This is a genomic window from Vreelandella neptunia (assembly GCF_022489065.1).
In the GTDB taxonomy this organism is placed as follows: domain Bacteria; phylum Pseudomonadota; class Gammaproteobacteria; order Pseudomonadales; family Halomonadaceae; genus Vreelandella; species Vreelandella neptunia_A.
Genome location: NZ_JAKVTW010000011.1, coordinates 88,456 through 107,097, shown reverse-complemented (window position 1 = coordinate 107,097; position 18,642 = coordinate 88,456). Strand labels below are relative to the sequence as shown.

The 18,642-nt window shown below is 55.4% G+C and carries 17 protein-coding genes; 4 read left to right on the top strand and 13 right to left on the bottom strand.

All coding sequences use genetic code 11. The features are described 5' to 3' along the window. Positions 1 to 5: 5 nt before the first annotated feature. The 6 genes from MLE19_RS14725 to ampD all read right to left on the bottom strand — a co-directional run bounded on the left by MLE19_RS14725 (position 6) and on the right by ampD (position 8,209). Positions 6 to 749, bottom strand: coding sequence for a class I SAM-dependent methyltransferase (locus MLE19_RS14725; RefSeq protein WP_240718908.1), 744 nt, complete (start codon positions 747 to 749; stop codon positions 6 to 8). Next, complete coding sequence (tsaB, locus tag MLE19_RS14720; RefSeq protein ID WP_240718907.1) at positions 746 to 1,444, bottom strand: tRNA (adenosine(37)-N6)-threonylcarbamoyltransferase complex dimerization subunit type 1 TsaB; 699 nt, start codon at positions 1,442 to 1,444, stop codon at positions 746 to 748. Before tsaB ends, MLE19_RS14725 begins: the two co-directional genes overlap by 4 nt. Before the next feature lie 122 nt (positions 1,445 to 1,566). After that, on the bottom strand, positions 1,567 to 2,220 hold the full coding sequence (gene adk, locus MLE19_RS14715; RefSeq protein ID WP_240718906.1) for an adenylate kinase: 654 nt from the start codon (positions 2,218 to 2,220) through the stop codon (positions 1,567 to 1,569). Between the two features lie 253 nt (positions 2,221 to 2,473). Continuing rightward, positions 2,474 to 4,510 (bottom strand): pyruvate dehydrogenase complex dihydrolipoyllysine-residue acetyltransferase, encoded by a 2,037-nt coding sequence (gene aceF, locus MLE19_RS14710; RefSeq protein WP_240718905.1) that lies wholly within the window; start codon positions 4,508 to 4,510, stop codon positions 2,474 to 2,476. 58 nt (positions 4,511 to 4,568) lie between these two features. Then, on the bottom strand, positions 4,569 to 7,241 hold the full coding sequence (gene aceE, locus MLE19_RS14705) for a pyruvate dehydrogenase (acetyl-transferring), homodimeric type (RefSeq protein WP_240718904.1): 2,673 nt from the start codon (positions 7,239 to 7,241) through the stop codon (positions 4,569 to 4,571). Positions 7,242 to 7,627: 386 nt separating this feature from the next. Next, complete coding sequence (ampD, locus tag MLE19_RS14700; protein WP_240718903.1) at positions 7,628 to 8,209, bottom strand: 1,6-anhydro-N-acetylmuramyl-L-alanine amidase AmpD; 582 nt, start codon at positions 8,207 to 8,209, stop codon at positions 7,628 to 7,630. Between the two features lie 105 nt (positions 8,210 to 8,314). Between ampD and nadC the strand changes: the two genes are divergently transcribed. Continuing rightward, positions 8,315 to 9,169 carry a carboxylating nicotinate-nucleotide diphosphorylase gene (nadC, locus tag MLE19_RS14695; protein WP_240718902.1) on the top strand — a complete coding sequence of 285 codons (855 nt, stop codon included), beginning with the start codon at positions 8,315 to 8,317 and terminating at the stop codon, positions 9,167 to 9,169. Positions 9,170 to 9,175: 6 nt separating this feature from the next. On the opposite strand, the gene MLE19_RS14690 is transcribed toward nadC, so the two are convergent. Then, positions 9,176 to 9,700, bottom strand: coding sequence for a GNAT family N-acetyltransferase (locus MLE19_RS14690; protein ID WP_240718901.1), 525 nt, complete (start codon positions 9,698 to 9,700; stop codon positions 9,176 to 9,178). Between the two features lie 212 nt (positions 9,701 to 9,912). Between MLE19_RS14690 and tsaA the strand changes: the two genes are divergently transcribed. Continuing rightward, entirely contained in the window at positions 9,913 to 10,650 is a 738-nt protein-coding gene (gene tsaA / locus MLE19_RS14685; protein WP_240718900.1) for a tRNA (N6-threonylcarbamoyladenosine(37)-N6)-methyltransferase TrmO, read from the top strand. A gap of 15 nt (positions 10,651 to 10,665) precedes the next feature. Here the strand turns inward: tsaA and purC are convergent, their stop codons facing one another. The 3 genes from purC to dapA form a co-directional block, all read right to left on the bottom strand. Beyond that, positions 10,666 to 11,382 (bottom strand): phosphoribosylaminoimidazolesuccinocarboxamide synthase, encoded by a 717-nt coding sequence (gene purC, locus MLE19_RS14680; protein WP_240718899.1) that lies wholly within the window; start codon positions 11,380 to 11,382, stop codon positions 10,666 to 10,668. Positions 11,383 to 11,414: 32 nt separating this feature from the next. Further along, complete coding sequence (gene bamC / locus MLE19_RS14675) at positions 11,415 to 12,398, bottom strand: outer membrane protein assembly factor BamC (RefSeq protein ID WP_240718898.1); 984 nt, start codon at positions 12,396 to 12,398, stop codon at positions 11,415 to 11,417. 77 nt (positions 12,399 to 12,475) lie between these two features. Beyond that, a complete protein-coding gene (dapA, locus tag MLE19_RS14670; protein WP_240718897.1) occupies positions 12,476 to 13,360 on the bottom strand; it encodes a 4-hydroxy-tetrahydrodipicolinate synthase in 885 nt (294 codons plus the stop codon). Positions 13,361 to 13,710: 350 nt separating this feature from the next. On the opposite strand from dapA, the gene MLE19_RS14665 reads away from it, so the two are divergent. After that, on the top strand, positions 13,711 to 14,187 hold the full coding sequence (locus tag MLE19_RS14665; protein ID WP_240718896.1) for a peroxiredoxin: 477 nt from the start codon (positions 13,711 to 13,713) through the stop codon (positions 14,185 to 14,187). A 48-nt stretch (positions 14,188 to 14,235) separates the two neighbouring features. Here MLE19_RS14665 and MLE19_RS14660 read toward each other — a convergent pair whose 3' ends face one another. Together MLE19_RS14660 and MLE19_RS14655 are read right to left on the bottom strand one after the other, a co-directional pair. Continuing rightward, positions 14,236 to 15,342 (bottom strand): AI-2E family transporter, encoded by a 1,107-nt coding sequence (locus tag MLE19_RS14660; protein WP_240718895.1) that lies wholly within the window; start codon positions 15,340 to 15,342, stop codon positions 14,236 to 14,238. Then, positions 15,339 to 15,602 carry a sulfurtransferase TusA family protein gene (locus tag MLE19_RS14655; protein ID WP_240718894.1) on the bottom strand — a complete coding sequence of 88 codons (264 nt, stop codon included), beginning with the start codon at positions 15,600 to 15,602 and terminating at the stop codon, positions 15,339 to 15,341. The genes MLE19_RS14660 and MLE19_RS14655 overlap by 4 nt, the downstream gene beginning before the upstream one ends. Positions 15,603 to 15,760: 158 nt before the next feature. Between MLE19_RS14655 and MLE19_RS14650 the strand changes: the two genes are divergently transcribed. Continuing rightward, a complete protein-coding gene (locus tag MLE19_RS14650) occupies positions 15,761 to 17,224 on the top strand; it encodes a M48 family metalloprotease (protein WP_240718893.1) in 1,464 nt (487 codons plus the stop codon). 140 nt (positions 17,225 to 17,364) lie between these two features. Here MLE19_RS14650 and nadA read toward each other — a convergent pair whose 3' ends face one another. Then, on the bottom strand, positions 17,365 to 18,393 hold the full coding sequence (nadA, locus tag MLE19_RS14645) for a quinolinate synthase NadA (protein ID WP_240718892.1): 1,029 nt from the start codon (positions 18,391 to 18,393) through the stop codon (positions 17,365 to 17,367). Positions 18,394 to 18,642: the final 249 nt, after the last annotated feature.

Genomic DNA, 18,642 nt, shown 5'->3' with positions numbered 1-18,642 from the left:
GAGGATCAGCGCACCAATGAACGGTGCACATATAAATCATAGCGGCTGGTTTTGCCTTCAAGCGTATGCTGGGGTACCGGGCCATCGATAGGTGGCGCCTTACGGGGGCGCTTTACCACTACGCGGTGAGTAGCCACATCCAGTGCCGCTTCAAGCAATCGTGGGGCATCGTTATCGTCACCAGCCAACTCTCGAAACAGCCGCATCTCTTTTTTCACTAGCGCCGATTTCTCACGATGGGGAAACATAGGGTCCAAATGAATGACTTGGGGCGGAAAGTGGGCACTTGCGACAATGTCAGCCAGGGACTGAGCGGCATCGCCATGACACAGCTGCATACGGGCGGCAATATCCGCCGTATCGCTATGTCTGGTAGCGCGCTTAAGGCCATCGTTCAAGAGTGCCGCAATCGCCGCGACCCGCTCAATCAGCAGCACTTGGGCACCCAGGCTGGCCAACACAAACGCATCGCGACCTAGCCCTGCTGTGGCATCGACAATGCTGGGGGTCACGCCCTTGGCTAGGCCACAAGCCTTGGCGACTAACTGCCCCCGCCCACCGCCAAAGCGACGCCGATGGGCCGCTTTGCCCGCCACAAAATCGACGCTCAGCGGCTTGCCGTAGCGTTTTTCATCGCCGACCAGCGCCAACCCTTCAGCGCCCTGCAATAAGCGCAGGCCGTCAGGCAGAACGATGCCCTCAATCTCGCGCTCAACATCACTTTCCACAGCGCTCTCTTCAAAGGTCATGCGGGCTTTTTCCAGGCAACATCGTTGCGTAGATAAACTGGCTGAACCAAGTGCGCGGCCTGCCCTAACCCAGCCGCAAAATCACGCGCCGCCAGCCACGCCATCTCTTCAGCGCGGGGCTCTACATCATCCAAATGCTGGGGCATGTTTAGCTGAACGTCGACAGTGAAGCGCTCCCACAATGAAAAGCCACTGCCTACGCCCACCCAATCGGTTTCGTCGCCAGGCAGGCGCAGCGCCTCTGGGGCCAGCACGGCCTCGGCACTCATCGGCGTAATGGTGTCTTTCAGGCAGTGCCAGGTGGCGGCGTAGACCTCGCCCATGCGCGCATCCAAGGCGGTCACCACGTGGCGAAGGTGATAGCGGCGATGGGCCTGAAGCGCCAGCGCTTCCAGCGTTGAGACCCCCAATAGCGGGCAGTCGAGGCCAAAGGCTAACCCTTGGGCTGCTCCCGCCGCGATACGCAGCCCGGTAAACGACCCCGGCCCCCGGCCAAATGCTACGGCATCCAGCTGGGAAGGCGTTACCTGCGCTTCAGCAAGCACTTCATCCACCATCGGTAACAACCGCCGGGTATGGGCTCGCGGCGTCATCTCAAAGCGCGCAAGGCACTCAGTGCTCGAATCGTCCTGGCGCAGTAGGGCTGCAGAGCAGGCGCTTGATGAGGCGTCCAGGGCAAGCAGATGTAACGGCATAGCAAGTGGCCACTCAAAAGAAAGATTGCGACATTATACCTTTGTCAGGCTATCACGACGATGGCCCGCCTAAGCGGGCCATCCCAGATGCGTAAAACCAGCGTTATCGCCAATAGCGGTTATTAACTTAGCGCTTCTTTCACCTGGCGGGTGATATCGGTCACGCTGCCCACACCTTCAATGCGGTGGTATTTTGGTGCGCTCTGCGGGTCCTGCGCGGCCCATTGCTGGTAGTAATCGACCAGCGGTGCGGTTTGATCGTGATAAACCGATAGACGATTGCGCACTGTGGACTCCTGGTCATCCTCACGCTGTATCAGCGTTTCGCCAGTGACATCGTCTTTGCCAGGCTCTTTGGGCGGATTGTGGTCAACGTGATAGACCCGGCCAGAGGCTTGATGGACACGCCGACCCGCCAAGCGGCTAACGATCTCTTCATCAGGTACGGCAATTTCTACCACGTGATCCAGCTTAACGCCGCCCTCTTTCATGGCATCAGCCTGTGGGATCGTGCGCGGGAAGCCGTCGAACAGAAAGCCATTTTCGCAGTCTGGCTGGCTGATGCGCTCTTTGACCAAGTCGATGATGATGTCGTCAGACACCAGGCCACCGGTGTTCATGATCTCTTTTACTTTTAGGCCTAGCTCAGTGCCATCTTTAATGGCCGTGCGCAGCATATCCCCGGTGGAAATCTGAGGAATCTTAAATTGCTCGCAAATAAACTGAGCTTGAGTCCCCTTCCCCGCGCCGGGGGCACCCAACAGGATTAAACGCATGGCACTGCTCCTTGAAGTTCTTGGTATGAAAAGCGTATGAAAAATGAGTATGCAAATTCTGTTAACCGACAATAACCGCGCCTCTCAGGCGACACAACTCCCCAAAAGCCTGAGAAACCCGCTTTTATTTCAATTTTTTTAAATTAAAACAGCCAAATGCCCTAAAACTACCACTTTGGTCGCCCTGCTAACCATTTAGCAAACACAAGCGGCGCCCCGAGGGGCGCCGCTTGTGAAACTCCATCGCAGGGAATTACAGCAGTAAACGACGGATATCGGTCAATACATCTGCCAGGAAGGCGGTAAAGCGTGCCGCATCGGCGCCGTTGATCGCACGGTGATCATAGGAGAGCGATAGTGGCATCATTAGGCGCGGCTGGAAGGCGCTGCCATCCCATACCGGCTTCATTTGCGCTTTGGAGACACCCAATATAGCCACTTCCGGCGCATTGACGATCGGTGTAAACGCCGTACCACCAATCGAACCGAGGCTCGAAATAGTGAAACAGCCACCGGTCATCTCGTCGCGCTTGAGCTTTTTGGTCTGTGCTTTCTTGCCTAGCTCCGCCATCTCCTTGGCAATCTCGACCAGGGATTTCTTGTCGGCGTCGCGCACAACAGGAACCATCAGGCCATCAGGGGTATCGACAGCGATACCGATATGGACATAGTTCTTCCATACCAGCGTTTCACCATCGCCCTTCAGGCTGACGTTGAACTGCGGGAATTTACGCAGCGCAAAGGCACAGGCTTTAACCATAAACGGCAGCGGCGTTAGCTTGGCGCCTTGAGCTTCTACTTCGGCTTTCATCGCCTTACGGAAGGCTTCCAGCTCGGTAATGTCCGCTTCGTCGAACTGCGTGACATGGGGCACATTGAGCCAGCTGCGATGCAGATTGGTCGCACCCATCTTAAGCAGGCGACCCATCGGCTTCTCTTCCACTTCACCAAACTGGCTGAAGTCGACTTCCGGGATCGGCGGAATGCCCGCACCGCCTGTGGCCGCAGCTGCGGCGCCGGGCTGGGCTTTACCCTGATTGGCAATCGCTTGCTTAACATAGGACTGTACGTCCTCTTTGAGCACGCGATCTTTCGGGCCGCTGGGTTTCACCAGTTCCAAATCGACGCCCAGCTCACGAGCCAGCATACGCACCGCAGGCCCGGCGTGAACCAGTTTGCCGTCGCGTGGCTTGTGGGCCGCCATTTGAGCTTCCGGGCTGGGCGTGCCCGATGGGGACTCAGCGGCCTTGCTCGGCTTATCGCTCTTGGGCTTATCGCTTTTAGACTCGGCTTTTTCGGGTGCGGCTTTTTTCGGTGCTGCTTTTTTGGCACCCGCCACTTCCATATAGCCAATCACATCGCCTTCAGAGACAGTGTCACCCTCTTTAACGGTCAGCTCGATGAGCTTACCTTTGTAAGGGCTAGGGACGTCCATAGAGGCTTTATCAGACTCTAGGGTGATCAACGGATCTTCTTCATTGACCTCATCGCCTGCCGCTACGCCGATTTCGATAATTGGCACGTCAGATGCGCCAGAAAGATCAGGCACGCGAATCTCTTTGCGTTCCGGCTCAACGCTGGCGGCCTCTTCCTGATCATCTTCATCAGCGGGCTCTTCGGGTTCGCTGCTGGCTTGGCTAGAGGCTTGCTCTTCAGGCGCGTCTTCACTCTCGTCGCCGCCTTCGCCCGCAATCTCCATCTGACCGATCACGTCGCCTTCAGAAACCGTGTCGCCTTCTTTCACAGTGAAGCTGACGATTTTGCCGCTATGAGGGCTGGGCACGTCCATGGAGGCTTTATCAGACTCCAGGGTAATCAGTGTGTCTTCAGCTTCAACCTCATCGCCTTCACTCACCGCGACTTCGATGATCTCAACGCTATCCGAGCCACCCAAGTCGGGCACCTTGATATCAACGGTTTGCTTACCACCGGCTGATTTCTTGGCAGCAGGCTTCTCGTCCTGCGGCTTCTCTTCTTGGGGCTTTTCTTCTTTCGCTGGGGCTGCTTCTGGCTCAGCGTCGTTGCTACTGCTTTCTTCGCTACTGCTGTCGCCTTCAACTTCCAGCTCTACGATATCGTCACCTTCGGAAACGCTATCGCCTTCTTTGACCAGCACTTTGATGACCTTGCCGCCTTTCGGGGCCGGCACATCCATGCTGGCTTTGTCAGATTCCAGAGTGATCAGGGTGTCTTCCGCTTCAATGACGTCGCCTTCTGACACCGCAATCTCGATGATTTCGACATCGGTATCACCACCGATATCGGGAACTTTGATGATTTCGCTACTCAAGGTCGCGCTCCTTCCAAATCGGATCGAGCCGGTGGGCATTCACCCACCGGGCAGCGGTTTAGCTAGTCAGCGGGTTAGGCTTATTGGCGTCAATGCCGTACTTCTTCAGCGCTTCGCCGACAAGCTTGCGATCAATCTCGCCACGATCAGCCAGCGCGCGCAGCGCGGCGACAGTTACGAAGTGGCGATCTACTTCAAAGAAGTAACGCAGCTTCACACGAGTATCTGAACGGCCAAAGCCATCAGTACCCAGTACAGTGTAGTCACCCGGCACCCAGGCGCGTACTTGATCGGCATACAGCTTCATGTAATCGGTTGAAGCGATAACCGGGCCATCGCGCCCTTCCAGGCACTTAGTGACGTGGGGCTTAAGCGCTTCAGCGTCCGGATTCAAGAAGGCTTCACGATCCAACAGCAAGGCTTCACGGCGTAGCTCGTTAAAGCTGGTAACGCTCCAGATATCGGCACCGATACCCCAATCGTTAGCCAGCAGCTCAGCGGCAGCTTCTACTTCGCGTAGAATAGTGCCTGAACCAAGCAGTTGAACGCGCCCTTTGTCACCTTGAGTTTCACGCAGCAGATACATGCCCTTGACGATGTCGTCGGCGGGTACATTTTCTAGCGCTGGGTGCTCGTAGTTCTCGTTCATCACCGTGAGGTAGTAGAAGCAGTTCTCCTTATCGGTGAACATGCGCTTCAAACCATCCTGAACGATCACCGCCACTTCATGCGCGTAGGTCGGGTCATAGCTACGGCAGTTAGGAATGGTGGAGGCCTGAATCAGGCTGTGACCATCCTGATGCTGTAAGCCTTCGCCATTGAGCGTAGTGCGCCCTGCGGTGCCGCCAACCATAAAGCCGCGCGCTTGCAGGTCACCCGCCGCCCACGCCAAGTCACCAATACGCTGGAAACCAAACATGGAGTAGTAGATATAGAACGGCAGTAGCGTGACGTGGTTGTTGCTGTAGGAAGTGGCCGCAGCAATCCAGGCAGACATCGCACCCGCTTCAGTAATACCTTCTTCAAGAACCTGGCCTTTCTGGTCCTCGCGGTAGTACATGATCTGGCCTTTATCCACCGGCTCATATTTCTGACCTTCGGCGGTATAAATACCTAACTGACGGAACATACCTTCCATACCGAAGGTACGTGCTTCATCAGGGATAATCGGCACGACCAGCTTGCCAAGGGTCTTATCCTTAACCAAGCCATTGAGTACCCGCACAAAAGACATGGTGGTGGAGACTTCACGGCCTTTTGAGCCAACCATTTGCGAGGCAAAGGTTTTATCTTCCAGGGTCGGAATTTCCAGCGCGTCGAAGTCACTACGACGACTTGGCAGGTAGCCATTTAAGCGCTCACGCTGCAGATGCATGTACTTAAGCTCAGGAGAATCATCTTCCGGCTTGTAGTAAGGCACGTCTTTAAGCTGCTCGTCGGTCAATGGGATACCAAAGCGATCACGGAAGGTTTTGAGCGCTTCGTGCTCCATGCTCTTAACCTGGTGCGCTTCGTTGGCTGCTTCGCCATCGCCGCTACCCATGCCGTAACCTTTAACGGTATGCGCCAAGATTACCGTGGGCTTGCCGTTAGACGTGTTGACCGCCTCGTTGTAAGCCGCGTAAACCTTGAAGGGGTCGTGGCCACCGCGGTTGAGCTTCCAGATATCGTCGTCAGAGAGGTCTTTGACCATCGCTTCGGTTTCTGGATACTTACCAAAGAAGTGCTCGCGGGTATACGCACCGCCGTTGGCTTTGTAGTTCTGGTACTCACCGTCGACCGCTTCGTCCATACGCTTCTGAAGGATTCCTTTCTTATCCTTCTCGAACAACGGATCCCAGTGACGGCCCCAAACGACCTTAATCACGTTCCAGCCGGCACCACGGAAGACGCCTTCGAATTCGTCCATCACCCGCGAGTTGCCGCGCACAGGTCCGTCAAGGCGCTGCAGGTTACAGTTGATCACGAAGATCAGATTGTCGAGGTTTTCACGACCTGCCAGCGAAATAGCACCTAAGGATTCCGGCTCGTCACACTCGCCGTCACCCATAAAGCACCAGATCTTACGGTCGTGCATGTCTTTCAGCTCACGGTGATGCAGGTACTTCATCACGTGGGCTTGATAGATCGCCTGGATGGGGCCTAGGCCCATGGAGACGGTAGGGAATTGCCAGTAGTCCGGCATTAGCCATGGGTGCGGGTAAGAAGACAGACCATCGCCATCAACTTCCTGGCGGAACTTGTCCATCTGCTCTTCCGACAGGCGGCCTTCCAAGTAAGAGCGAGCATAAATGCCTGGCGCCACATGGCCTTGGATGTAAATTAAGTCACCAGCAAAATCGTCTTTTGCGGCGCGGAAAAAGTGGTTAAAGCCTACGTCATACAGCGTGGCAGATGACATAAAGCTGGCAATGTGACCGCCCAGGCCCGGGTTTGCGCGGTTATTACGAATAACCTGTGCAATAGCGTTGTAACGGATCAAGGAGCGAATACGACGTTCCATGAACAGGTCGCCAGGCATCGGTGCTTCGCGGTGAACCGGGATCGTATTACGGTGCGGGGTTGTCACCGAGAAGGGTACCTTCATCCCGTCCCGGCGCAGGCGATCCGCCAGGCGGGTCATCAGGTAGCGGGCACGATCTTCGCCCTCACGATCCAATACCGACTCTAGGGAATCAATCCATTCCGTAGTTTCGATCGGATCGAGATCTTCTCTTGTCTCCAGACTCATAGAGGTCTCTCCGAATGACGATAAATGACAATTAGCCCCGCTACCCTGAAGGGCCTGGGGCGGCGGTGTGGAACTCCACCACGCGCCAACATTCAGCCGGTGATTAAACGCCGGATAGGGGTTTTAGCTCTACATTCAACAAGCTACGTACATGTCGATGTAGTAAAGCTACACAAATGTCGTAAAAGTTAGCCTTTTGTATATGCGAAGATACCGCAAAGTCGCCACGCTGCCAATTCTGTCGCAGCGGAAAAGCCTATCGAAAACAAACTATTGCACTGCAACATAAGCAAAGCATAGTGCTTTAATGAGAACCATTAATTAGCGCACGAGTGTAATTAAACTACCGTTTTATTTCGTTGCCGGTTAATCACTTAATCGGCACATTAACGCTCAGTTCGGGCTCTAAGCCGCTGATAAAAATACGCCCAATCAAACGCCGGACCGGGGTCTGTTTTGCGCAATGGCGCCACATAGGCATGGCTAGTAATACGGGAAGTATCAAGCTGAGGATAACGTGCCATTAGCCATACGAAGGCCTCTATCAGAGCGTTATATTGAGCTTTGCTGTAGGGAGTAACATCATCTCCTTCAAGCTCAATGCCTACCGAGAAATCATTGAGCGCCGTGCGCCACTTACCGTGGTGGGCATCCCACCAGCAGGAGCGCCCGGCATGCCATGCCCGCTGATCCGTATCCACGAACTGCACGCACTCACCGTCGCGGCGTATCAGCAAATGTGCTGATACTCTTAAATGAGAAATTTCAGCAAAAAAGGGGTGCTCTTTTCCCTCTAGTTGATTAGTAAACAGCGCCTCAATCGCTGTCCCGCTAAACTGCCCTGGGGGCAAACTGATGGCATGTATCACTAACAGCGACACCTCACCTTCAGGCCTAGTATCACAGTTGGGGGATTCAACTTTTCGGGCATTTTCCCACCAACCGCTATGGGGTTGTTTCTCTTCCATGGGCAGGGGCTCCTCTCCGTTAGCGCTCTTTTCACTGCTCTCTTTCGCCGCTCTTTTTCTCTATACTGCGGGTCACACTTGACGACGTTCAGAGAACTCACAGCCATGCATTATCAATCCGCTCTTGCAGAAGAAATCCGCGCCAGCGCTGCTCGCCTGCTAGCCGAAGACGTTGGCCCGGGTGATATTACCGCGCAATTGATCCCTGAACACCAGTGGGCCACCGCCGACATCATTACCCGTGAGCCCGCGGTTCTCTGCGGTGCTGCCTGGGTGGACGAACTGTTTCGCCGCCTGGATAGCCGAGTCAGCCTTCACTGGCAGGCCGCCGACGGCGACAAGCTTGAGGCCGGGCAGTGTTTCTTAACCCTGGAAGGCCCCGCCCGCACCCTGCTGACGGGAGAGCGTGCAGCGCTGAATGTACTGCAAACGCTGTCGGCCACTGCCACCGCCACCCGCGCTTACGTGGATTTGATTGAAGGCACCGGCGTACGCCTGCTGGATACCCGCAAAACACTGCCCGGCATGCGCTTGGCGCAAAAATATGCAGTCACCTGCGGTGGCGGACATAACCATCGCATTGGCCTGTGGGACGCTTTTCTGATCAAAGAGAACCATATTGCTGCCTGTGGCGGCATTCAGGCGGCGGTTACGCAAGCGCGCAAGTTAGCCAGCGACCTACCGGTTGAGGTCGAGGTGGAGACCTTTGAAGAGCTGGACTTGGCGCTGGCGGCAGGTGCCGACATTATTATGCTCGACAATTTTGCCATTGAAGACCTGCACGTTGCGGTCGAAATTAATGGTGGCCGAGCCACCCTGGAAGCTTCGGGCAATGTTGACGACGCTACGCTACGAGCCATCGCCGATACCGGCGTTGACTGTATCTCAAGCGGCGCACTGACCAAGGATATCGCCTCAATCGATCTCTCCATGCGCATTACCCGCAGCTATAGCGTGTAACTCTACTTACGTTTCGACGGCATTGAGTGGTTTCGAAAGCTTATAACGCTGTAGCCGTTCCCCGCTTCGCTCGACCCACTCCTCGCCGTGGTTTTCCCAACCACGGCGCATCAGGCGCTCATAAAGCAACGAACTGGCTTCTATTTCCACCCGTCCCAGCCCTTGTTCTAGCAGCAAGCGCTCAGCATGTACCAGCAGCGTGGTGCCAATGCCGCGGCCGGTTAAAGAGGGCCAAACGTAGAGCGTTTCAACCCGACCATCAGCTAAATCTAGCTCCAGAAAACCCACGCAACGCCCATCACAGGTAGCAATCAACGTGGTGTAGAGCGCTTGGCGCACTCTCCACGCACTGCCTTCCCGTGGCAACGCATTGGCCCAGGCCCGCCGCTCATCCAGCGTGTAGTGCGTGGCAGCCCCCTGCATGACGGCGTGGTAAAACACTTCTGCCTGATCGGCGGCATCACGTGCTAGCGCCGCGCGATACATAATCCGCGCACTGGTTGGCGCCTGCTGCTCCTCGGTATTACTCATGCATCACCTTTGAGCTGTTCAACTAACATTTGGTCAATGACTATTCGATCACGCCGCATTCGATCGCACCCTATTTGGTCACGCTTAAGCCGTTGGCCTGCATTATACTGTTTGGCTTCTTACTCTTTGGCAGCTTACTACTTGGCTTCTTACTACGCTTTATACGACGGGGACCAACCCTACGCAGTTTCACCTTAGCAAAAGGCAGTGTGATGGACGATGCCCCTAACAGCGAGCACTTTGCGCTGAGGCCCATTGGCCACGTAATGAGCGACTACCCGGATAAGTTCGGCATTCCGCGCCAACCGGGGCTCGCCCCCGCCGCTAGCGCCAGGCTGGTGCTCGCGCCCCCCTATAACGATCCGCTCGCGGTGCGCGGCCTAGAAGATTTTAGCCATCTGTGGCTGAGTTTCATATTTCACCAGAGCCCTGATCGCTGGTCGCCACTGGTCAGACCACCCCGTTTGGGCGGCAATAAAAAAGTGGGCGTATTTGCCAGTCGCAGCACCCACCGCCCTAACCGCCTGGGACTGTCACTGGTGCGACTCGTGGGCATCAACACGCAGCAAGGCGTGGTTTTGACGTTACAGGGCTGCGACTTGGTCAGCGGTACGCCTGTCGTTGATATCAAACCCTACCTACCCTGGGCCGAATCTCAGCCCAACGCACAGGCCGGCTTCGCCCCCCAGACCCCGTCACTGATGCCGGTGTCGTTCCACCCAGCAGCACTGGACTCCCTCGCCCAACGCTCAGATAGCGCTACTCTGCATGCCCTAATAGAGCAGGTACTAAGCCAAGACCCAAGACCCGCCTACCAGCAAAAAGATAGCGCGTCAGGTCGACTTTATGGGGTCAGGCTGCGGGATGTGGACGTTCAGTTTCGTGCTTGCCTAAAAGACGAAGCCACCACCTTGGAGGTGATGGCTATCGAACCTTACGCCGAGCAATAAGCCAATGATAATGACTTAAGCGGGAAAGGTAATCCCCAGACGACGGCCTACTTCTTCGTAGGCCTCGATCACGCCGCCTAGCCCTTGACGGAAACGATCCTTATCCAGTTTTTCACGAGTATTGGCATCCCATAGGCGGCAGCCATCAGGGGAGAACTCATCCCCCAGCACAACCTCGCCTTTGTACACACCAAACTCAAGCTTATAATCCACCAGCAGCATATCGCCATCGGCGAACAGCGCTTTGAGAATATGATTAACCTTGAAGGTTAATGTTTTCATCTTAGCCAACTGCTCAGGGGTCGCCCAACCAAAGGTCTCGGCCAGAGACTCATTGATCATCGGGTCGCCCTTCTCGTCGTTCTTCAAGAACAGCTCGAAGGTAGGCGGCGTTAGGGCAATACCCTCTTCCACGCCTAGCCGTTTTACCAAACCACCGGCGGCGATATTGCGCACTACGCACTCCACCGGAATCATCTGCATCTTTTTGACCAGGCTTTCCGTGTTGGAGAGCTGCTTTTCAAAGTGGGTGGGAATACCCGCTTCCTGCAGCCGCTCCATAATGAAGGCGTTAAAGATATTATTGACCATCCCCTTGCGGGCCAGCGACTCCATTTTTTTGCCATCAAAGGCGCTGGTGTCATCACGAAAATTGAGCACCAACAAATCCGGATCGTCGGTGGTATACACAGATTTCGCCTTACCGGCGTAGAGTTCTTGGCGCTTTTCCATGGGGGCTCCGTAAGGGGTCAAGGATCAACAAATTAACGTAAATAGCCGGAGACACGCTCAAGCAGCTCGCGCTGATCGTCGGCGCTAAATGCCCGCTCACTAGCGTTAATGGCACGCAGGATCGTCTGGTCACCGTCAGGCTGTAGGGCAAGACGAATCTCTTGGGACATCTTGCGAACATCCGCACTGAACACGATCTGTAGCGGGTTACGATTGCGCTCAGTCGCGGTCATATAATCAACCATGAACTCGTGACTAGCCGGATCGGCGGCCAGCAAATCACGCTGCCCTTCCTGAGCAAAATCGAGTTCCAGGTAGTGGTTGAGCTCTGCCCATACGCGGTCAATGGGCTGCGGAATAACCACTTCCCACTCGTCGCCCTGCTGACGAATTTGCAGTGTCTGCTCGTCAGTGAGGCGCTGAGCGGTCCAGGAAGAGGACACGCTGGCAGACGCGCTGCGTGCGCTTAGGTGGCTTTCCAGCGCCTCTAAACAGCTTGTCATGGTTTGCCCGCCACGCTCACAGCGCACTTCGCTGCTGCCCGCACGGAGTGCACTCTGCAGGCGTATTTCCGCCTGAGAAGTCACAATAACGCCCTGGGAAGCACTGCTCTGCTGTACGGCCAACTGTCGGCTGCGTACAAACTCTTCCAACTGCGGCCACACCGTACCGGTGTCGGCGGCCACGACGAGCCAGGTTTGGTCGCCAACTTCGCGGCGCTCAACATACTCAGGCTCTAGACCACTGCCAATAGCCAGCGATTGAGGCGGACGAATTTCTGCCGCTTCGTCAAGCCGTGTACCTTGAGTGGCGGCTTGAGGAACCGGCAGCGCATCGCGGTATCGTTGGGCATCACGGGTCTCCGGCAACACTAGAGGCGGCGCCGGAGCGGCCTCGGTGTAGTCCAGGTTACGGTCGTGGTAAAAACCATCTCGCGCACAACCAGAGAGCACGACAGCCGCTGCGAGTGCCAGCGGAACCCATTTAAGCGCACGTATTTCAAGCACAGAGCTCATCAAGCCACCTTAAGTCAACAAATCAGGTACCCAGCTCAGCGATAAGCTAGCTGGGTAGCAAAGGGTATTGCGCCGAGTTACTCCTCTACAACGCCTGCCAACTGCAGCGCTTCACTCACCGTGGCGTGGTATTTTTCCGACAGCCAAGTCAGCGGTAGACGAATCCCCGCGTCTGCGTAGCCCATACGATTCAGCGCCCACTTCACCGGGATAGGGTTCGACTCTATGCCCAGATTGGTATGCAGCGGCATCAAACGTGTATTAATTTGGTGTGCCTTATCGGAATCACCGGCTACGGCAGCTGCGCACAGATCGTGCATTGCCTGGGGGGCAACGTTGGCGGTAACGGAGATATCGCCATGGCCACCCATCAACATAAAGTCACAGGCAGTCGCATCGTCGCCGGAGTAGAGCATAAAGCCACTGCCCTTCAGACGCGTGATTAGATCTTCTGCACGCTCCAGGTTCCCCGTCGCGTCTTTTAAGCCAATAATATTATTTACATTAGCCAACCGTAAGACGGTTTCGTTGTAGAGATCAGAACAGGTGCGGCCCGGCACGTTATACAGAATTACCGGCAGCTTGCTGCCTTCAGCGACCGCTTTAAAGTGCTGGTAGAGGCCTTCCTGGGTGGGCTTGTTGTAGTAAGGGCATACTGACAAACAGTAATCGGCCCCCACTTCACCGGCGTATCGCGCCAGCTCAACCGCTTCAGACGTGGCGTTGGCCCCGGTTCCAGCGATAACCGGAATACGGCCATTGACCTCTTCTACGACGCTGCGAATTACATCAAAGTGCTCCGCAAAGGACATGGTAGTTGGTTCGCCTGTCGTGCCCGCAGCAACAATGGCATCGGTGCCATTTTCGAGATGGAAGTTCACCAGACGACGAAGCGCCTCCCAGTCGATGTCGCCATTGACTTTCATAGGCGTCGCCAGGGCGACGATGCTGCCTGTGATCATCCGTTTATTCCTCACCAGCCAAAGTGTGATATCAACTATCTGTGTTTTAAGTGCTACGTATTTTACGTGCTATGTTTTTATCAAAAATGGTCGCCATCGCGCTACTTCGTAACAAGCCGCTGGCGCTCCACAGAGGGCAAATGGTACTCAGGCGATTCCAGCCTGTACAGCGTAAAGCGCTGCGAGTTTGTCACCAGCCTGATTTGAGCTTTGACAACGGCCTCTGGCTTACGTGTAATCGCGCGTAACAATTAACATTAACCATCCACAATAACTATCCACAATAACCAACAACATTAGCTGTCTACATTAACGCCCAATATTAACACCCACTCTTAAAAGGATGCCTTATGTCTGTTGAAATCGGTCAACTCGTTGCTGATTTTTCCGCCCCCGCGACCGGTGATACCACCGTGACGCTGTCAGAGCTACGCGGCAAACAGGTCGTGGTTTACTTCTACCCTAAAGCCAGCACGCCAGGCTGCACCACCGAAGGCGGCGATTTCCGTGACCACAAAGCCGCCTTCGATGCCGCTAACACGGTCATTCTTGGCGTCTCACGCGATGGCCTGCGGGCACAGGAAAATTTCAAAGCCAAGCAGGATTTCAATTTTGAGCTGATCTCTGACAAAGACGAAAATGTCTGCACGATCTTTGACGTTATCAAACTCAAGAAAATGTACGGCAAGGAGCATCTTGGCATCGAGCGAAGCACGTTCTTGATTGATAAAGAGGGCAAGCTGGCAAAAGAGTGGCGTGGCGTAAAGGTAACAGGCCACGTTGAAGAAGTGCTTGCCGCAGCCGAACAACTTGACGCTGCAAGCTAACCCTTCGTGCCCGCGCTGAGGATACCCAGCGCGGGCCATATTTCAGCGCTACTCGTACTCTTTTGCCGGAGCTTGCAAGCCTCGACGCTCCTCACGCTCATGCATACTTCGCGGCCAGGCGTAGATCAACGCCTTCAGCAGCGTTGCCAAGGGTATCGCAAAGAAAATACCCCAGAACCCCCAAATCCCGCCGAAGAACAGCACCGCCACAATGATAGAGACCGGGTGGATATTGTTGGTTTCGGAGAACAGAACCGGTGCTAATACGTTGCCATCCAGCGCTTGGATCACACCATAAGCCACCAGCACATAGACAAACTCCTCGCTAAGCCCAAAGTGGAACCCCGCGACCGCGGCTACCGGCAGAGTGGCAACCGCCGCGCCGATATACGGCACCAACACAGAAAACCCCACCAACACCGCCAACAGCGCCGTATAAGGCAAGCCAAAGAAGGCAAAGGTAAAGAACGCGACCGTACCCACGATGATAATTTCAATAAATTTGCCGCGGATATAGTTGGCTATCTGGTCGTCCATCTCACGCCAAATACGCGATAGCAGCGTGCGCTTTTGGGGCAGCAGCGAAAGCATGAAGCCGACTAATACGTCGCGATCCTTGAGCATAAAGAAAACCAGAATCGGCACCAACACCAGATAGATAATCAGCGACATAATATTGCCTAGCGATGCCAGTGAAAGCGTTAAGGCACGCTGCCCTAACTGGCTGATTTCGCGGCTCGCTACGCCTATCCAGTTCTGCATTTGATCCGGCGTAATAATATTGGGATAACGCGCCTGCAGTTCGTCTAGCCAGCCCTGTCCACTGGCAAACATCCTCGGTGTCTCCTGCACCAGCCCGACTAACTGGTTCCAAATCAGTGGCATAAGAATAAAGGCCAGGGTTAGCAGAACGCTAATAAACGCCAAAAACACCAAGATAACGGCCAGCAAATGCGGCAGGCCACGCCGAGTCAGCGCGCTCACCACACCTTGCAGTAGAAACGAGATCACCAGCGCAGTGAAAAACGGCGCCAGCATACGGCCAAACCAAATAATTGCCGCGAAGCCCGCCACTAACACCACCAGCAGAATCAGCGCTTCTTCGTCTGAGAAGTAGCGCTCAACCCAGCTTTTTAAAATCGTGCGCAGAGTCATGAGTGCGCATCCCCGGCTTTACGAATCCAGTACACGTAAACATCATCATGCTTTTCACGGCCTTCCAGCGTATGCGCACTCTGGTCGGTAAACGAGGCCATATCACGCCATGAGCCCGCATCCGTTGAACGTACTTCCAGCAACTGGCCTGCTGCCAAACCTGCCAAGGCTTGCTTCGCCTTCAGCAGTGGCAACGGGCAATGCAGACCACAAGCATCAAGCACCGTATCGGGTTGAAAGCCCTCGGTTTGCTCAGACATACACACTCCCTCAAAATGACCTGCATATTCACGGCATTGTTGCATAAACTGACTTTTTAGCGATTGATTTCACTAGGTCATCGATTTAACGGCACTTCCCCGTCTTTATCAATGTCACACTGTGACAACTACGCTTTACCAACACTCATGAGGATGCCATGCCGACCTTTCGTACCGCTTACCCTAGCTGGATATGCGCGTTCGCTTGCGCCTGCGGCAGCCTGCTTTTCAGCCCACAAAGCGCCGCTATCAACGATTACGGTCTGCCTAGTCTGGGCGCAGCCTCTACCTCTGTCAGCAACGAAGAGTACCGCCTGGGTCGAGCATGGCTGCGTCAATTTCGAGCGCAGGCACCGCAGTGGCAAGATCCCATTGTAAGTGATTACCTGGAAAGCCTTATTGCTAGGCTTGCGCCCTATAGCCAGATTAACGGCTTACGGACAACCGCCGTCATGGTCGATAATCCATCGCTCAACGCTTTTGCCGTGCCTGGTGGCGTGGTAGGCATTAACTCGGGACTCTTCGCGTTTGCCGAGGATGAGGGCGCTTTTGTATCGGTGATAGCCCATGAGCTGGGCCATCTCTCCCAACGCCACTACGCCAGGGGCAGCGCCCGCGCATCGCAAACCCAACTGCCCGCCATGGCTGCTATGCTGGCCGGCATGCTGATCGCGGCAAGCGGCGGCGGCGACGTTGGCATGGCGGCCGCCATGGGCTCCCAGGCAGCGCTGATCCAGGATCAGCTCAGCTATTCGCGCCTATTCGAACAGGAAGCCGACAATATTGGCCTGCAGGCAATGGCCGACGCGGGCTATGACCCGGAAGCCATGGTGCGCATGTTCGCAGCCATGCAGCGTATGGCCCGCCTGCAGGGCGATACGCCACCCGAGTTCCTACTCACACACCCGGTCACTGATAGCCGCTTAAGCGCCGCTCAGGATCGCGCTGCCCAGCTGAATGTCGCCGATGCATACACCAGCGACACTCTTTACGACATGATGCGCGCCCGGGCACTGCTGAGCATTCACGCCAACACTCCTCAGCAAGCGGCGTCACGCCTTGCCCGTGAAGGCGCGGATGAAGTTGCCCAGAGCTACCTAGATGCGTTGATCGCTGCCCGCAACGGCCAGACGAGTAGCGCCTTACAACGCCTGGATCAGCTTGCCAGCCAGCAGCCTGACTTCGCTATGCTACCCGCTTCTGCGGCGAGCGTCGCCTTAGAGGCTGGCCAGTACGATGAGGCCATCCAGCGCAGCCAGCGACTGCTGCGTTTTATGCCTAACTACCTTCCTGCTCAACTGATACTGGCTGAAGCACAGCTACAGCGCGACCCTGAAGCTGCTTACAACCTGCTGCGCGACGTAACGTCTCAACATCCAGAAAACCCACAAGGTTTTAACCTGCTCGCCGAGGCGGCTGGACGCAGCGGGCATGATGGTTGGGGGCATTTAGCGAGAGCAGAGCATCTTCAGCTAACGGGGCGGGTAGACCGCGGCATTCGCCAGCTCTCCATTGCAAGGGATGCGGCGGAGCGCGAAAGTGATCTGCAGGTAGTAGCAAGAATTGAGCAGCGCCGCGAGGCGTTTATTGAGTACCGCGAAGCGCTGGAAGATTTTAACTAAATCTATGCCAATTAAATCTAGGTCAACTAAACCTAGGTCATTGCGAGGAGCGCAGCGACGCGGCAATCTTAACCAGCGGTGGCAATAACCCCGAGATTGCTTCACTTCGTTCGCAATGACCTTCGGTTAATCTTTTCTCGCTATGCGTTGAAATTAAGCATTCGCTCCAGCGGCATCAAGGCCTTCAAACGCATCGGCTCATCGACCTGGATCTCACCACTCCCCTCGCGCAATGCACCCGCCAGGTTATCCAGCGCATTCATGGCCATCCAGGGGCAGTGCGCGCAGCTGCGACAGGTAGCGCCGTTACCGGCGGTGGGCGCTTCAAATAGGGTTTTATGGGGCACCGCCTGCTGCATCTTGAAAAAGATGCCTCGGTCAGTTGCCACAATCAGCTTATCGTTGGGCAGCTCTTTTGCCGCTTTAATCAACTGGGAGGTGGAGCCAGCTACATCCGCAAGCCTGACGACCGGTTCAGGCGACTCGGGATGCACCAGTACCGCTGCATCGGGGTAGATTCGTTTAAGGTCTTCAACGCCTTTGGCCTTGAACTCTTCATGGACGATACAGGCGCCGTCCCACATCAACATATCGGCGCCGGTTTTGTTCTGAATATAGCCGCCCAAATGTTTATCGGGCGCCCAGAGAATTTTCTCACCCTTGGCCTGCAGGTGCTCAATCACCTCAACCGCAATCGACGAAGTCACCACCCAGTCAGCCCGCGCCTTAACCGCCGCAGACGTATTGGCATACACCACCACGGTGCGGTCAGGATGGGCATCGCAGAAAGCACTGAACTCGTCGATAGGACAACCAATATCCAACGAACAGGTTGCTTCAAGGGTGGGCATGAGCACGCGCTTTTCAGGCGATAGGATTTTGGCGGTTTCGCCCATAAAACGTACACCGGCAACAACCAGCGTTGTGGCCTCGTGGCGGGCACCAAAGCGTGCCATCTCCAGCGAGTCAGCGACACAGCCGCCGGTCTCTTCGGCAAGCTGCTGGATCGCGTCATCGGTGTAGTAGTGCGCTACCAAAACGGCGTTATGGGCTTTCAATAGCCGTTTAATTTCTTCGACCCGCGCCAGATCTTCCGCCGGAATACGGGTCGGGCAATACGCAACGGGTAGCGGAGTACTGAGCTCGGCTTGAGTAGTCATAATAGTCATTGTGTCTACCACTGTGACGAACAGGGAATCCCCCTGCTAAACACTGGGTCGAGGCACAGGCAAGCACTGTTTCGCAGCTACTTTTACACCTATGTCACTCGCGTGCGCGACGGGCCGCTGCGTCTCTCGCGGTGACCCGTCGTCTAAAATCTATTCTAGACCATTGTGGTGGGAAATAGCTGCCCGCTGCAAACAGATTGTCACTAGGGCCCACTGCTCAAGCGAGTCTCTTATCAGCGCATAGCAAAA

Coding starts and splice junctions, on each gene's coding strand:
- purC (WP_240718899.1), bottom strand. CDS start 11,382: ATGGAAAAGCGCCAAGAACTCTACGCCGGTAAGGCGAAATCTGTGTAT.
- MLE19_RS14650 (WP_240718893.1), top strand. CDS start 15,761: ATGCCGACCTTTCGTACCGCTTACCCTAGCTGGATATGCGCGTTCGCT.
- MLE19_RS14725 (WP_240718908.1), bottom strand. CDS start 749: ATGACCTTTGAAGAGAGCGCTGTGGAAAGTGATGTTGAGCGCGAGATT.
- MLE19_RS14665 (WP_240718896.1), top strand. CDS start 13,711: ATGTCTGTTGAAATCGGTCAACTCGTTGCTGATTTTTCCGCCCCCGCG.
- bamC (WP_240718898.1), bottom strand. CDS start 12,398: ATGAGCTCTGTGCTTGAAATACGTGCGCTTAAATGGGTTCCGCTGGCA.
- dapA (WP_240718897.1), bottom strand. CDS start 13,360: ATGATCACAGGCAGCATCGTCGCCCTGGCGACGCCTATGAAAGTCAAT.
- MLE19_RS14690 (WP_240718901.1), bottom strand. CDS start 9,700: ATGAGTAATACCGAGGAGCAGCAGGCGCCAACCAGTGCGCGGATTATG.
- nadA (WP_240718892.1), bottom strand. CDS start 18,393: ATGACTATTATGACTACTCAAGCCGAGCTCAGTACTCCGCTACCCGTT.
- nadC (WP_240718902.1), top strand. CDS start 8,315: ATGCATTATCAATCCGCTCTTGCAGAAGAAATCCGCGCCAGCGCTGCT.
- tsaB (WP_240718907.1), bottom strand. CDS start 1,444: ATGCCGTTACATCTGCTTGCCCTGGACGCCTCATCAAGCGCCTGCTCT.
- aceE (WP_240718904.1), bottom strand. CDS start 7,241: ATGAGTCTGGAGACAAGAGAAGATCTCGATCCGATCGAAACTACGGAA.
- tsaA (WP_240718900.1), top strand. CDS start 9,913: ATGGACGATGCCCCTAACAGCGAGCACTTTGCGCTGAGGCCCATTGGC.
- ampD (WP_240718903.1), bottom strand. CDS start 8,209: ATGGAAGAGAAACAACCCCATAGCGGTTGGTGGGAAAATGCCCGAAAA.
- MLE19_RS14655 (WP_240718894.1), bottom strand. CDS start 15,602: ATGTCTGAGCAAACCGAGGGCTTTCAACCCGATACGGTGCTTGATGCT.
- MLE19_RS14660 (WP_240718895.1), bottom strand. CDS start 15,342: ATGACTCTGCGCACGATTTTAAAAAGCTGGGTTGAGCGCTACTTCTCA.
- adk (WP_240718906.1), bottom strand. CDS start 2,220: ATGCGTTTAATCCTGTTGGGTGCCCCCGGCGCGGGGAAGGGGACTCAA.